At 73.1% G+C, this 14,553-nt stretch carries 12 protein-coding genes; 10 read left to right on the forward strand and 2 right to left on the reverse strand.

Translation table 11 applies throughout. The features are described from left to right. The first annotated feature begins 17 nt into the window (after nt 1–17). The 5 genes from gmk to V9U70_RS14390 all read left to right on the forward strand — a co-directional run bounded on the left by gmk (nt 18) and on the right by V9U70_RS14390 (nt 6,090). Nucleotides 18–635, forward strand: a complete 618-nt coding sequence (gene gmk / locus V9U70_RS14370) for a guanylate kinase (RefSeq protein ID WP_336675333.1) — start codon at nt 18–20, stop codon at nt 633–635. Nucleotides 636–737: 102 nt separating this feature from the next. Next, complete coding sequence (rpoZ, locus tag V9U70_RS14375) at nt 738–1,010, forward strand: DNA-directed RNA polymerase subunit omega (RefSeq protein WP_003970369.1); 273 nt, start codon at nt 738–740, stop codon at nt 1,008–1,010. 146 nt (nt 1,011–1,156) lie between these two features. Continuing rightward, nucleotides 1,157–2,407, forward strand: coding sequence for a bifunctional phosphopantothenoylcysteine decarboxylase/phosphopantothenate--cysteine ligase CoaBC (gene coaBC, locus V9U70_RS14380; protein WP_336675336.1), 1,251 nt, complete (start codon nt 1,157–1,159; stop codon nt 2,405–2,407). Between the two features lie 192 nt (nt 2,408–2,599). Further along, nucleotides 2,600–3,808 (forward strand): methionine adenosyltransferase, encoded by a 1,209-nt coding sequence (gene metK / locus V9U70_RS14385; RefSeq protein WP_336675338.1) that lies wholly within the window; start codon nt 2,600–2,602, stop codon nt 3,806–3,808. 137 nt (nt 3,809–3,945) lie between these two features. Further along, on the forward strand, nt 3,946–6,090 hold the full coding sequence (locus tag V9U70_RS14390) for a primosomal protein N' (RefSeq protein ID WP_336675340.1): 2,145 nt from the start codon (nt 3,946–3,948) through the stop codon (nt 6,088–6,090). A 157-nt stretch (nt 6,091–6,247) separates the two neighbouring features. Here V9U70_RS14390 and V9U70_RS14395 read toward each other — a convergent pair whose 3' ends face one another. Continuing rightward, nucleotides 6,248–6,808 (reverse strand): hypothetical protein, encoded by a 561-nt coding sequence (locus V9U70_RS14395; protein WP_336675342.1) that lies wholly within the window; start codon nt 6,806–6,808, stop codon nt 6,248–6,250. Nucleotides 6,809–7,153: 345 nt separating this feature from the next. Here V9U70_RS14395 and fmt point away from each other — a divergent pair, with 345 nt between their 5' ends. The 4 genes from fmt (at nt 7,154) to V9U70_RS14415 (ending at nt 11,602) form a co-directional block, all read left to right on the forward strand. Next, nucleotides 7,154–8,086: a methionyl-tRNA formyltransferase gene (gene fmt, locus V9U70_RS14400; protein WP_336675344.1), complete on the forward strand. Its 933-nt coding sequence runs from the start codon at nt 7,154–7,156 to the stop codon at nt 8,084–8,086. An 87-nt stretch (nt 8,087–8,173) separates the two neighbouring features. Then, nucleotides 8,174–9,607, forward strand: a complete 1,434-nt coding sequence (locus tag V9U70_RS14405) for an RsmB/NOP family class I SAM-dependent RNA methyltransferase (RefSeq protein WP_336675346.1) — start codon at nt 8,174–8,176, stop codon at nt 9,605–9,607. Nucleotides 9,608–9,790: 183 nt separating this feature from the next. Continuing rightward, nucleotides 9,791–10,474 carry a ribulose-phosphate 3-epimerase gene (rpe, locus tag V9U70_RS14410; protein WP_336675348.1) on the forward strand — a complete coding sequence of 228 codons (684 nt, stop codon included), beginning with the start codon at nt 9,791–9,793 and terminating at the stop codon, nt 10,472–10,474. A gap of 132 nt (nt 10,475–10,606) precedes the next feature. Then, nucleotides 10,607–11,602: a sugar-binding transcriptional regulator gene (locus V9U70_RS14415; protein WP_336675349.1), complete on the forward strand. Its 996-nt coding sequence runs from the start codon at nt 10,607–10,609 to the stop codon at nt 11,600–11,602. Between the two features lie 79 nt (nt 11,603–11,681). Here V9U70_RS14415 and V9U70_RS14420 read toward each other — a convergent pair whose 3' ends face one another. Next, nucleotides 11,682–12,749, reverse strand: a complete 1,068-nt coding sequence (locus V9U70_RS14420; protein WP_336675351.1) for a terpene synthase family protein — start codon at nt 12,747–12,749, stop codon at nt 11,682–11,684. A 299-nt stretch (nt 12,750–13,048) separates the two neighbouring features. On the opposite strand from V9U70_RS14420, the gene V9U70_RS14425 reads away from it, so the two are divergent. Continuing rightward, a complete protein-coding gene (locus V9U70_RS14425) occupies nt 13,049–14,515 on the forward strand; it encodes a GuaB1 family IMP dehydrogenase-related protein (protein WP_336675353.1) in 1,467 nt (488 codons plus the stop codon). The last annotated feature ends 38 nt before the right edge of the window (nt 14,516–14,553 follow it).

Here is a 14,553-nt window from a genome sequence, read left to right on the forward strand (position 1 = left end):
ACCTGGATAATCGCCCCATGGCTGCAACATCCCGGGGGACGACCCCCGTACCCCCGGACGTACGTCCGCGGCTGACCGTGCTCTCCGGCCCCTCGGGCGTCGGCAAGAGCACGGTCGTCGCTCATATGCGCACCGTGCACCCCGAGGTCTGGCTCTCCGTGTCGGCCACGACGCGCAAGCCGCGCCCCGGGGAGCGCAACGGTGTCCACTACTTCTTCGTGGACGACGAGGAGTTCGACAAGCTCGTCGCCAACGGCGAACTGCTGGAGTGGGCCGAGTTCGCGGGCAACCGCTACGGCACGCCGCGCCGGGCCGTGGTGGACCGGCTGGAGGCCGGTGAGCCGGTCCTGCTGGAGATCGACCTCCAGGGCGCCCGGCTGGTCCGCCAGTCCATGCCGGAGGCGCGCCTGGTCTTCCTGGCTCCGCCGAGCTGGGACGAGCTGGTGCGGCGGCTCACCGGACGGGGCACAGAGGCGCCCGACGTCATCGAGCGACGGCTCTCCGCGGCCAGGGTCGAGCTGGCCGCGGAGGCGGAGTTCGACACGACCCTCGTCAACACCTCCGTCGAGGACGTCGCCCGTGAGCTGCTAACGTTGATGCTGCAGGCTTCCGACCACCCTGACAGCAGCGGCTGAACGTCCGTCGCTGCCGGCCCCGGGTCCGACGCACCGTCCGACTCACCGGAATCCGCACTATCAAAGATTTCTTTGATCTTTACCCCCTTCGGAAGGCAGAGAGTGTCCTCTTCCATCACCACGCCCGAGGGCATCATCAACCCGCCGATTGATGAGCTCCTCGAGGCCACCGACTCGAAGTACAGCCTGGTGATCTACGCGGCCAAGCGCGCCCGCCAGATCAACGCGTACTACTCGCAGCTCGGCGAAGGCCTCCTTGAGTACGTCGGTCCGCTCGTCGACACCCACGTGCACGAGAAGCCGCTGTCGATCGCGCTCCGCGAGATCAACGCGGGCCTGTTGACCTCCGAGGCCATCGAGGGCCCCGCGCAGTAACGCAGGAGAAAGCACCCTCACTCTCAGGCCCGGCGGCCCGCCCGCCGGGCCTGAGGTGCGTCCGGGGCCGGGTGAACGCGCCCGGCGCGGTGAGGCAGCATGGGGCGGACACGTTGTCGATACGTTGCCGAGTGCGGGGAGACGCAGTGCACAAGCCGAAGGTGGTCCTGGGGGTCAGCGGGGGCATCGCCGCCTACAAGGCGTGCGAGCTGCTGCGCAGGCTGACCGAGTCCGGCCACGACGTACGGGTCGTCCCGACCGCCTCCTCGCTGCACTTCGTGGGCGCCGCCACCTGGTCGGCGCTCTCCGGCCACCCCGTCTCCGACGAGGTCTGGCAGGACGTGCACGAGGTCCCCCACGTACGGATCGGGCAGGGCGCCGACCTCGTGGTGGTCGCCCCGGCCACCGCGGACATGCTGGCCAGGGCCGCGCACGGGCTCGCCGACGACCTGCTCACCAACACCCTGCTGACGGCCCGCTGCCCGGTGGTCTTCGCCCCGGCCATGCACACCGAGATGTGGGAGCACCCGGCCACCCAGGAGAACGTCGCCACCCTGCGCCGACGCGGGGCGGTCGTCATCGAGCCCGCCGTCGGCCGGCTCACCGGCGTCGACACCGGCAAGGGCCGGCTGCCGGACCCGGGTGAGATCTTCGAGGTCTGTCGACGGGTGCTCGCGCGCGGCGTCACCGGACCGGACCTGGCGGGCCGCCATGTGGTGATCAGCGCCGGCGGCACCCGCGAGCCCCTCGACCCCGTGCGCTTCCTGGGCAACCGCTCGTCCGGCAAGCAGGGGTACGCGCTGGCGCGGACCGCGGTCGCCCGTGGCGCGCGGGTCACCCTGATCGAGGCCAACACCGGCCTGCCCGACCCGGCCGGGGCCGACGTCCTGCGGGTCGGCACCGCCGTGCAACTGCGGGAGGCCGTCATCGAGGCCGCCGCCGACGCGGACGTGGTGGTGATGGCGGCCGCGGTGGCTGACTTCCGCCCCTCCGACTACGCCCCGGGCAAGATCAAGAAGAAGGACGGCCAGGACGCTCCCGTCGTCTCCCTCGTCCGGAACCCCGACATCCTCGCCGAGGTCGCCGCCGAGCGCTCCCGGCCGGGCCAGATCGTCGTGGGCTTCGCAGCCGAGACCGACGACGTGCTGGTCAACGGCCGGGAGAAGCTCCGTCGCAAGGGCTGCGACCTGCTCGTGGTGAACGAGGTGGGCGAGCGCAAGACCTTCGGCTCCGAGGAGAACGAAGCGGTCGTCCTCGCCGCCGACGGCCAGGAGACACCCGTGCCGTACGGCCCCAAGGAGGCGCTCGCCGACACGGTTTGGGACCTGGTCTCCGGACGGTTCCAGCCGAATTCATCATCAGCCCACCGAGCGAACAAAACCGACCATAAGGACTAAATCGGCAACCGCGGAGGGTGGATTGTCCTACTGGTTCCCCCTGTGGCGCAGGTCACGGGGCCGCCAAAGGGCGAGACACCTGACCCGGCCGCCGCACGCGACCGATAAACTGGCCGACGGTACGTGCCGAGCGCAGCTCTCGGCTGTGCCACCCATGATCAGCCAGCAGCCGCTGCAACCCCAGGGAGCGATGTGTCCCGCCGTCTCTTCACCTCGGAATCCGTCACCGAGGGTCACCCCGACAAGATCGCTGACCAGATCAGCGACACGATTCTCGACGCCCTTCTGCGTGAGGACCCCACCTCGCGCGTCGCCGTCGAGACCTTGATCACGACTGGTCTGGTGCATGTCGCGGGCGAGGTCACCACCAAGGCCTACGCCGACATTCCCAACATCGTGCGCAACAAGGTCCTGGAGATCGGCTACGACTCCTCCAAGAAGGGCTTCGACGGTGCTTCCTGCGGCGTCTCGGTCTCCATCGGAGCGCAGTCCCCGGACATCGCGCAGGGCGTCGACACCGCGTACGAGAAGCGGGTCGAGGGCGATGAGGACGAGCTCGACAAGCAGGGCGCGGGCGACCAGGGCCTGATGTTCGGCTACGCCTGCGACGAGACCCCCGAGCTGATGCCGCTCCCCATCCACCTCGCCCACCGCCTCTCCCGGCGGCTGTCCGAGGTGCGCAAGAACGGGACCATCCCCTACCTGCGCCCCGACGGCAAGACCCAGGTCACCATCGAGTACGACGGTGACAAGGCGGTCCGGCTGGACACGGTGGTCGTCTCCTCGCAGCACGCGAGCGACATCGACCTCGACTCGCTGCTCGCGCCCGACATCCGCGAGTTCGTCGTCGAGCACGTGCTCGGACAGCTCGTGGAGGACGGCATCAAGCTCGACACCGGGGGGTACCGTCTCCTGGTGAACCCCACCGGTCGTTTCGAGATCGGCGGGCCGATGGGCGACGCCGGCCTGACGGGCCGCAAGATCATCATCGACACCTACGGCGGCATGGCCCGCCACGGCGGTGGCGCCTTCTCGGGCAAGGACCCGTCCAAGGTGGACCGCTCCGCGGCGTACGCGATGCGCTGGGTCGCCAAGAACGTGGTGGCGGCCGGTCTCGCGACGCGCTGCGAGGTCCAGGTCGCGTACGCGATCGGCAAGGCCGAGCCCGTCGGACTCTTCGTCGAGACCTTCGGCACCGCGGCCGTCGAGACCGAGAAGATCGAGAACGCCATCGGCGAGGTCTTCGACCTCCGCCCGGCCGCGATCATCCGCGACCTCGACCTGCTCCGCCCGATCTACGCCCAGACCGCCGCCTACGGCCACTTCGGCCGCGAGCTCCCCGACTTCACCTGGGAGCGCACCGACCGCGTGGACGCGCTGCGCGCGGCCGCCGGTCTGTAGAAATCCCGGCCCCGGGGCGGGCCGGACCCCGCCGCGGACACGGCAGGGCACGAGGCTCCACGGGTACGACCACGGGGCGGGGCCGCCCCGCTGCCGTGCCCCCGCCGCTGTCAGTGGTCTCTGGTAGGAATTCAGCTGTGAGCAGCGACGACGAGCAGTCCGCCGAGCCCGGCGCCGGGGCGCCGGAACAGCTTGCGCTGATCCGGGAGACGGTGCGCAGGGCGAAGATCCCGCGCGCCAAGCCACGGACCTGGCGCGGCGCCGCGCTCGCCGAGGAGCTGCCCGTCGCCCGCGTACTGGTGAACAAGGGCGTCCTCCACCTCGACCAGTACTTCGACTACGCGGTCCCCGAGGAGCTCGACGCCGACGCGCAGCCGGGCGTGCGGGTGCGGGTGCGCTTCGGAGCCGGTGGGCGCAACGTCCAGAGCGGACGGCGCGAGGGCGGCGGACTGATCGACGGCTTCATCGTCGAGCGCCGCGCCGACTCCGACTACCAGGGCGCGCTCGCCGCCCTGGCCTACGTCGTCTCCCCGGAGCCGGTGCTCGGCCCCGAGCTGCTCGCCCTCTCCCGTGCCGTCGCCGACCGGTACGCCGGCAGCCTCGCCGACGTCCTCCAGCTCGCCGTCCCGCCGCGCAACGGCCGCGCCGAGTCCAAGCCCTCCCCGGAGCCGTTGCCGCCGCCCCCGCCGCCCGGCCCGGGCACCTGGGAGCGGTACGGCCAGGGGCCGGCCTTCCTGCGCGCCCTGGCCGAGGGCGGCGCACCCCGCGCGGTGTGGACGGCCCTGCCCGGCCCGCACTGGCCCGCCGAGATCGCCAGGGCCGTGGCGGCGGCGCTCTCCTCCGGGCGCGGCGCGCTCGTCGTCGTCCCGGACGGCCGGGCCGCCGGACGGGTCGACGCCGCACTGACCGAGGTGCTCGGCGCGGGCCGGCACGCCGTGCTGACCGCCGACTCCGGCCCGGAGAAGCGCTATCGCCAGTGGCTGGCCGTGCGCCGGGGCTCGGTCCGGGCGGTGGTGGGCACCCGCGCCGCCATGTTCGCCCCGGTGCAGGACCTCGGGCTGGTCGCCGTCTGGGACGACGGCGACTCCAGCCACAGCGACGAGAACGCCCCCTTCCCGCATGTCCGCGAGGTCCTGGAGCTGCGGGCCGCCCAGGGACGCTGCGGTTTCCTGCTCGGCTCGACGAGCTGCACCGTGGAGGCCGCCCAGCTCGTCGAGAGCGGCTGGGCGCTGCCGCTGACCGCCGACCGGGAACAGCTGCGCCGGGCCGCGCCCCTCATCCGGACGGTCGGCGACGGAGAGCTGGCCCGGGACGGCGCCGCCCGGTCGGCCCGGCTGCCCAGTCTGGCCTGGCAGACCGTGCGCGACGGGCTGCGCAGCGGCCCGGTGCTGGTCCAGGTGCCCCGCCGGGGGTACGCCCCCCGCCTGGCCTGCGAACGCTGCCGCGCCCCCGCCCGCTGCCGGCAGTGCGCGGGGCCCCTCCAGGCGCCGAACCAGCAGGACCTGGACTGCGCCTGGTGCGGGCGGACCGAGCGGGCCTGGCACTGCGCGGAGTGCGGCGGGCCCCGGTTGCGTGCCCAGATCGTCGGTGCGCGCCGCACCGCAGAGGAGCTGGGCCGGGCCTTCCCCGCCGTGCCGGTCCGCGCCTCGGGGCGCGACCACGTCCTGGACGCGGTGCCCAACGCCCCCGCCCTGGTGGTCAGCACGCCCGGCGCGGAGCCCGTCGCCGAGGGCGGGTACGCGGCGGCGCTGCTGCTGGACGGCTGGGCCATGCTCGGCCGGCCCGACCTGCGGGCGGGGGAGGAGGCCCTGCGCCGCTGGACGGCCGCGGGCGCGCTGGTGCGGGGCCAGGACGAGGGGGGCACGGTGGTGATCGTGGCCGAGCCGACGCTGCGGGCGGTACAGGCGCTGGTCCGCTGGGACCCGGCGGGTTTCGCCCGGCGGGAGCTGTCGGAGCGGGCAGAGCTGGGATTCCCGCCGGTCTCCCGGATGGCTTCGGTGACGGGGCCGGCCCAGGCCCTGGCGGAGTTCCTGCCGACCGCGGACCTGCCGCCGGAGGCCGAGATCCTGGGGCCGCTGCCTGTCCCGCCGGCCGAGCCCGGAAGGCCCCGCAGGCCTGGTGACGCGCCCCCGGGCGAGACCTGGGAGCGGGCCCTGATCCGGGTGGTTCCGGGACGCGGCGCCGCACTGGCCCGCGCCCTGAAGACAGCGCGGGCGGCGCGTACGGCCAAGGGCGGGGGCGACCAGGTGCGCATCCGGATCGATCCCCCGGACATCGGCTGAGGCGGCAGGGGCACGCGGGGGCCGGGCGCCTCAGTGAGGCGGGCCGGTGCGGCTGCCGTCGCGAACTGACCGCGGCCCAGCCGCCGAGCCGGAGCAGCCGGAGACGGGCCTGCCCCGCCGTGCCGCCGCACGGTGGGGCAGAGAGGGCGGTCGTGCGTCAGCCGTTGCGGGGGCCGGGGAACGCGCCGGGGCGAAGGTCCTCGCGGGTCGGCTGCTGGCCCGCGGAGGGCTGCGGGGGCATGGAGCGGGCCGCGGGGACCTTCGCCGCGGGCGAGCTCGCGGCGGGTGACGCGGCCAGCCCGGTGCCCACGGGCACCGGGCGCGACACGGCCGTTTTCTCTGCGCCCGCTTCCGCGGTCGGCTGGGGGGCGGCCCGGCGCGTTCCGTAGCGGCGGTGCACGGCCTGCTTGGTGACGCCGAGGGCGGAGCCCACCGCGTCCCAGGAGAAGCCCAGCGAGCGGTCGAAGTCCACCGCGGCCGTGACCAGGGTCTCGACGCTGTCCCGCAGCTCCTGGGCGAGGCGGACGGTGGGGGCCGGGGCCCTGCCGTAGACGACGAAGCCCGCGGAGGGGCCGGAGCGGCGTGGACGGTAGACGTTGCCCAGCTGGGCGGTGAGGGTGCGCAGCGCGTCCACCTGCCGCCGGACCCGCTCGATGTCCCGCACCAGAAGATGCAGGCTGGCCCGCGCTTGGGCGTCGTGGGTTGCGTGGTCGGCCATGAAGAAGCCTCTCGAACCGGCGTTGAAAGGGATCGGGCCGCATCGGGGCGGCCCGCTTCGGTCAATCTCCTTTGACCAACGCCCGAGCCGGGTATGTGGTCACGCTGTCCGGGCGTATGTGCCGGGGCACGGGGCGTGCGCGGCGCACGCCCCGTGCGCCGCGCGCCGGGCGGGCGGCGGGGAGCGTCCGTGAGCCGGGGCGTGAGGAGGGCGCGTGGACGGCCCTGTCCGGGCGTCACGGGCCGGGCGGCGACGCTCCCTCCCGGGCGGGCACCGCCGGACACGGCCTAGACTGGTGTGCTGCTCGTCACCGTACGTCTTGGCCCGAGAGGCAGTCAGCCACCCATGAAGCTCGTCTTCGCCGGCACCCCCGAGGTCGCCGTCCCCGCCCTGGACGCCCTGATCGCCTCCGGCCGCCACGAGGTGGCGGCCGTCGTCACGCGCCCCGACGCTCCCGCCGGGCGGGGCCGCCGGCTCGTCGCGAGCCCGGTGGCGGAACGGGCCCAGGAGGCCGGGATCGAGGTGCTCAAGCCCGCGAAACCCCGGGACGAGGGGTTCCTCGCCCGGCTGCGCGAGATCGCCCCGGACTGCTGCCCGGTCGTCGCCTACGGGGCCCTGCTGCCCAAGGCCGCCCTCGACGTGCCCGCCCGGGGCTGGGTCAACCTGCACTTCTCCCTGCTGCCCGCCTGGCGCGGCGCCGCGCCGGTCCAGCACGCCGTGATGGCCGGGGACGAGGTGACCGGCGCGTCGACCTTCCTCATCGAGGAGGGCCTGGACTCCGGCCCGGTCTACGGGGTCCTCACCGAGGAGGTCCGTCCCGGCGACACCAGCGGCGACCTGCTCACCCGGCTGGCCTTCGCCGGCGCGGGACTGCTCGCCGCGACCATGGACGGCATCGAGGACGGCACGCTGCACGCCGTGCCGCAGCCGGCCGAAGGCGTCACCCTCGCCCCGAAGCTCACGGTCGAGGACGCCCAGGTCCAGTGGTCCGCCCCCGCCCTGCGGGTCGACCGCGTGGTGCGCGGCTGCACCCCCGCGCCCGGAGCCTGGACGCTGTTCCGCGGCGAGCGCCTCAAGCTGATCCAGACCGCCCCCGTCCCCGACCGCACGGACCTCGCCCCCGGAGAGCCGGCGGTGGCCAAGAACAACGTGTATGTGGGCACCGGCTCGCACGCCGTCGAGCTGATCTGGGTCCAGCCGCAGGGCAAGAAGCCGATGCGGGCGGCCGACTGGGCGCGAGGCGTCCGGGTCGCCCGGGGGGAGCTGCTGGGACGGTAGCCGGCCCGGGCCGCCGTCCGGGGGCCCGGGGGCGGCGACGTACGCTGGGAGGGTTCGTCCCCTCACCATCAGCGGAGCACCTTTCACGTGAACGACCAGCCGCGTCGCCGTCCCGCCAGGCCCCACCGCCGCCCCCAGAAGGACCCGGTCCGCTTTCTCGCCTTCGAGGCGCTCAGGGCGGTCGACGAACGCGACGCGTACGCCAACCTCGTGCTGCCACCCTTGCTGAAGAAGGCCCGCGCCAAGGGCGACTTCGACGGCCGGGACGCTGCGCTGGCGACCGAGCTGGTCTACGGGACGCTGCGCCGCCAGGGTACGTACGACGCGATCGTGGCGGCCTGCATCGACCGTCCGCTGCGCGAGGTCGACCCGCCGGTGCTCGACGTCCTGAACATGGGCGTGCACCAGCTGCTCGGCACCCGCATCCCCACCCACGCGGCCGTCTCCGCCAGTGTGGAGCTGGCCCGCGTGGTGCTGGGGGAGGGGCGTGCGAAGTTCGTCAACGCGGTGCTGCGCAAGGTGACCGCGCACGACCTCGACGCGTGGGTGGAGCGGGTCGCCCCCTCCTACGAGGAGGACGCCGAGGACCACCTCTCCGTCGTGCACTCCCACCCCCGCTGGATCGTCTCGGCTCTCTGGGACGCGCTGGGCGGCGGCCGCGCCGGCATCGAGGACCTGCTCGAAGCGGACAACGAGCGGCCCGAGGTGACCTTGGCGGCCCGCCCCGGCCGCTCCACCACACAGGAGCTGGTCGCCGCCCTGGGCGAGGACAGCGCGCTGCCCGGCCGGTGGTCCCCCTACGCGGTCCGGATGGCGGAGGGCGGCGAGCCCGGCGCGCTGGCAGCCGTCCAGGAGGGCCGGGCGGGCGTCCAGGACGAGGGCAGCCAGCTCGTCGCCGCCGCGCTGGCCGCCGCCCCCGTGGAGGGCCGCGACACCCGCTGGCTGGACGGCTGCGCGGGCCCCGGCGGCAAAGCCGCCCTGCTGGCCGCTCTCGCCGCCGGGCGGGGCGCGAGCCTGCTCGCCGCGGAGAAGCAGCCACACCGCGCCCGGCTGGTCGAGCGGGCCCTCGCCGGCAACCCCGGCCCCTATCAGGTGGTCACCGCCGACGGCACCCGGCCGCCCTGGCTGCCCGGGAGCTTCGACCGCGTCCTGATGGACGTTCCCTGCTCGGGCCTGGGGGCGCTGCGCCGTCGTCCGGAGTCCCGCTGGCGGCGGCGGGCCGAGGACCTGGAGGGCTTCGCCCCGCTCCAACGCGGGCTGCTCCGCGAGGCGTTGAAGGCCGTGCGGGTCGGCGGCGCAGTCGGTTACGCCACCTGTTCGCCGCACCTGGCCGAGACCCGGGTGGTCGTCGAGGACGTGCTGAAGGGCCGCGGCGGCGAACCGGTGGAGGCGGAGTGGATCGACGCCCGGCCGCTGATGCACGGGGTGCCCGCACTGGGCGAGGGGCCCGACGTCCAGCTCTGGCCGCATCTGCACGGCACGGACGCGATGTACCTGGCGCTGCTGCGGCGTACCGCCTGAGCGGGCCGTCCTTCCGGGCGGGAGGGGCCCGGCGTTCGCAGCGGCCGGATATCGCCCCGGCCGACGGCAAAGGAACGGCAAAGTACCGGCAAAATGACCAGAATGGGCAAACTGTGATGACCGTGTGAGGCTTCGGGGGCGACCGAGGCGGGGAACCGGCGCGGAACATGGCACGCTTGGGTCATGGCGCAGATCAACCCCAGCATCCTGTCCGCCGATTTCGCGCGACTCGCCGAGGAGGCGAAGGCCGTGGAGGGCGCGGACTGGCTCCACGTCGACGTGATGGACAACCACTTCGTGCCCAATCTGACGCTCGGCGTGCCGATCGTCGAGGCGCTGAGCAAGGCCACGGACACCCCGCTGGACTGCCACCTCATGATCGAGGACGCGGACCGCTGGGCCCCGCAGTACGTCGAGGCCGGGGCCGGGTCCGTGACCTTCCACGCGGAAGCCGCCGCGGCGCCGGTGCGCCTCGCGCGGGAGATCCGGGCGAAGGGGGCGCGGGCCTCGATGGCCCTCAAGCCCGCGACGCCCATCGAGCCGTACGAGGACCTGCTGCCTGAGCTCGACATGCTGCTGATCATGACGGTCGAGCCGGGTTTCGGCGGGCAGGCGTTCCTGGACATCATGCTCCCCAAGATCCGCCGCACCCGTGAGCTGATCAGCAAGCACGGCCTCGAACTGTGGCTCCAGGTCGACGGCGGGGTCTCGGCCGCCACCATCGAGCGCTGCGCTGACGCCGGCGCCGATGTCTTCGTCGCCGGATCGGCGGTGTACGGGGCGAAGGACCCGGCGGCGGCCGTGCGGGAGCTGCGGGCCCAGGCGGACGCGGTCACGGCCGTGGCCCCCTGGGCGTGCGACCACTGAGCCAAGGGCAGATGAACGCGGCCCGACAGGGCCGATCAAGGATCGTCGCATCTGACAGGATGAACGGCGTATCGGCGTGTGAACAGCAGTGAGGAGATCGCGGTGTCTGGCATCTCGGCGGGTCGGTCAGCCATGCGGATGGGACCCGCGGAGCTGGTGCAGGCGGCGGCCATGGCCCGTCGGTTCTACCTGGAGGGCAAGTCCAAGATCCAGATCGCGGAGGAGTTCGGCGTCAGCCGCTTCAAGGTGGCCCGGGTCCTGGAGACCGCCCTCGAACGTGATCTCGTGCGCATCGAGATCCGGGTCCCGGCCGAGCTGGACGCCGAACGCTCCGACGCGCTGCGGGCCCGCTTCGGACTGCGGCACGCCGTCGTCGTCGAGTCCCCTGCCGAGGAACCGGAGGACGCCCCCGACCCGGAGAACCTGGGCGAGGTCGCGGCCGATCTCCTGGGAGAGCTGGTGGCAGAGGGCGATGTGCTCGGGCTGGCCTGGGGCCGCTCCACCATCCACATGGCGGCGGCCCTCGACCGGCTGCCGCCCTGCACGGTCGTCCAGCTGACCGGCGTGTACGACGCGGGCACCGCGGAGCGCGGCTCGGTCGAGGCCGTCCGCCGGGCCGCGCAGGTCTCCGGCGGCGAGGCCCACCCCATCTACGCTCCGATGCTGCTGCCCGACCCGGCGACGGCCGCGGCGCTGCGGGAGCAGACGGGCATCGCCCGCGCCTTCGAGTACTTCGACAAGGTGACGGTCGCCGCAGTCTCCATCGGCTCCTGGGAACCGGGCATCTCCACGGTCCACGACATGCTCTCCGACGCCGAGCGCGCCCACTACGCGTCGCTCGGAGTCGCCGCCGAGATGTCGGCCCACCTCTTCGACTCCGCGGGCCGCCGGGTCGGCCGCGACCTGGGGGAGCGCTGCATCACCGTCGAGGCGGACCGGCTGCGCCGGATTCCCGAGGTGGTCGCCATCGCGGGGGGACGGCGCAAGGCGGCGGCGATCGGCGCGGTGCTCCGTTCCGGCCTGGTCACCAGTCTGGTGACGGACACCGCCGCGGCCGACTACCTGCTCAGCGAGGCCCCGGCCGGCCCCCGCCCGGCGCTGGAGCGGGCCGACCCGGACGGCGAGTGACCGCGGTCCGGCCGCGGCCGGACCTGCCGAAGGCCGTGCACCGCTCGCGGTGCACGGCCTTCGGCGCGCGGCGCGGGGATCAGCCCGCCGGCCGGGCCGTGGGGGTGCGTGAGACGGCCTCGGCCCGGGCGGGCGGGATGCCCAGCACGGCCTCCTCCAGATACGCGTCGGGCTCCTCGTACTGGCCCACGTCGGCGGGGTTGTACCGCGGGGTCTGGCGCGACCAGTCCAGATTGCCGCGCATCCAGCTGCGCATCCCGTTGAGGTAGGGCACCAGCAGCCCCGTCAGCTCCGGATGGATCTCCAGCAGCTCGTCCTCCGCGGTCATGAACCGCTCGGTCTCCCTGGCTATCCGTTCCGCGACGTGGTTCAGCGCCTCCTGCTCGTCGAAGCCCCGGTGATGGCGGACCAGGTGCACCAGATTGTGGATCTCGCCGAGCACCTGCTCCTTCTCGAAGGAGTAGACGTCGTTGGCCCAGCACACGACGTTGCACGAGGCTTCCAGCGCGGTGATGAAGCGGGGGTCGTTGTGGAGCGACTCCGGGGCCTCGATGCCCGCCACGATCTCTATGAGGTCCATGCAGACGTGGATGGCCCCGGTGTGGCGCCGTTTGGCGATGTACGTCTCCTCCGACGGCACCACGTCCTCTGCCCGGTTCTGGGCCTCCCAGGTCGTGGCCGTCGTCAGGTAGGCCATCAGGTGCCAGGCGAACCGGGTCCGCCAGTGGGGGGCCGCGTCGGGCGTCGTACGTTTCCACAGATCGGCGAGGGCGATCACGGCGGCGGGGAGGTCCTCTCCCGGCAACGGGTCGGGGGCCGTGCCGTCGACCACCGCACGCATCCGTTCGACGACGCTCCGCACCCGGTCCGGTGAGCGGCCCAGATGGCCGTCGTCGAGCTGGTCGTCGACCAGGAAGAGCCAGACGAACCAGTCGGCCGCCAGATCGAGGAGTTCGGCGTCGGCCGTCGGGTAGACCATGCCGACGAAGGCGCCGAAGTCGGCTTGCTCGAAGCGGTTCCTGGCGGACTCGCGGTGCACCAGGCCTGTCGTGCGGGTCCAGGCGTCCAGATGCTCCCGGGTGTGGCTCACGTGCGGGTTGGTCCGCTGGGGGAACGGGCAGTAGATGTCCGGCAGTTCGCTGTCCACGGGCGGACCTGCATCCTCTCCGGTCGAACGGTGTGCCCAGGGCTGGCGATGCTGCCGAGCGGCGCTTCGGACACCCCCGAGACCTGCGGCTTTGAAGCTACCCGACCCCTCGTCACGCGGTCCAGGGATGGTGATCACGAATGCTTCGAATCGTGTTCGGGTAGGGTCCGTGGGCAAGGCAGGTTCCACTTGCCCCGGAGCCCCCGGCGGCCTCTTCGGAGGAACCGACGAACGCGGGGGTCTTTTGTTGTGTCTTCGTGGAAACGACCTGCACCGTTTCGTATGAAAAAATGAGTGTTATGCGCTTTCTTGAGCCGGGCACCGGTCGCTACACAGAGTCCCCCGCGGTCCCGTACGACCTCACCTACGACGACGTCTTCATGGTCCCGCGCCGCTCCGCGGTCGGCTCCCGGCAAGGCGTGGACCTCTCCTCGCCCGACGGCACCGGAACCACGATCCCGCTCGTCGTCGCCAACATGACCGCCATCGCCGGCCGCAGAATGGCCGAAACCATCGCCCGTCGCGGCGGCCTGGTCGTCATCCCCCAGGACATCCCGATCGAGGTGGTCGCCGACGTCGTCTCCTGGGTCAAGTCGCGCCACCTCGTCCTGGACACCCCGATCGAGCTGGCCCCCGGCCAGACCGTCGCCGACGCGCTGTCCCTGCTGCCCAAGCGTGCCCACGGCGCGGGCGTCGTCGTCGACGCCGACCGGCGCCCCGTCGGCGTCGTCACCGACCACGACCTGACGGGCGTCGACCGGTTCACCCAGCTCTCCGAGGTCATGACCAAGGACCTGGTCCTGCTGGACGCGGACATCGACCCGCGCGAGGCGTTCACCAAGCTCGACGGCGCCAACCGCAAGCTCGCTCCCGCGGTCGACGCACAGGGCCGCCTCGTCGGCATCCTCACCCGCAAGGCCGCCCTGCGCGCCACGCTCTACACCCCCGCGACCGACGCCCGCGGCAGGCTGCGCATCGCCGCCGCCGTCGGCATCAACGGCGATGTGGCGGGCAAGGCCAAGCAGTTGCTGGACGCGGGGATCGACACCCTCGTCGTGGACACCGCCCACGGGCACCAGGAGTCCATGATCAGCGCCGTCCGCGCGGTCCGGGCGCTGGACCCGCAGGTGCCGATCGTGGCGGGCAACATCGTCGCCGCCGACGGAGTGCGCGACCTGATCGAGGCCGGAGCCGACATCATCAAGGTCGGCGTCGGCCCCGGCGCCATGTGCACCACCCGGATGATGACCGGCGTCGGCCGCCCGCAGTTCTCCGCCGTCCTGGAGTGCGCCGCCGAAGCCAAAAAGCACGGCAAGCACGTCTGGGCGGACGGCGGCGTCCGGCACCCGCGCGATGTCGCGATGGCGCTCGCCGCCGGCGCGTCCAACGTGATGATCGGCTCGTGGTTCGCCGGCACGTACGAGTCGCCGGGCGACCTCCAGCAGTCCGCCGACGGCCGCTTCTACAAGGAGTCCTTCGGCATGGCTTCGGCCCGCGCCGTCAAGAACCGCACCTCGGAGGAGTCCGCGTACGACCGGGCCCGCAAGAGCCTCTTCGAGGAGGGCATCTCCACCTCACGGATGTTCCTGGACCCGACCCGGCCCGGCGTCGAGGACCTGGTCGACTCGATCATCGCGGGCGTCCGCTCCTCCTGCACCTACGCGGGCGCGGCCACCCTGGAGGAGTTCGCGGAGAAGGCGGTCGTCGGCGTGCAGAGCGCCGCCGGGTACGCCGAGGGCAAGCCGCTGCACGCCAGTTGGAGCTGACACCCCGCACTTCCCGCCACCCCCGCCCCTTCCGGCCC

It is taken from the genome of Streptomyces pratensis, assembly GCF_037137275.1.
In the GTDB taxonomy this organism is placed as follows: Bacteria; Actinomycetota; Actinomycetes; order Streptomycetales; family Streptomycetaceae; genus Streptomyces; species Streptomyces pratensis_B.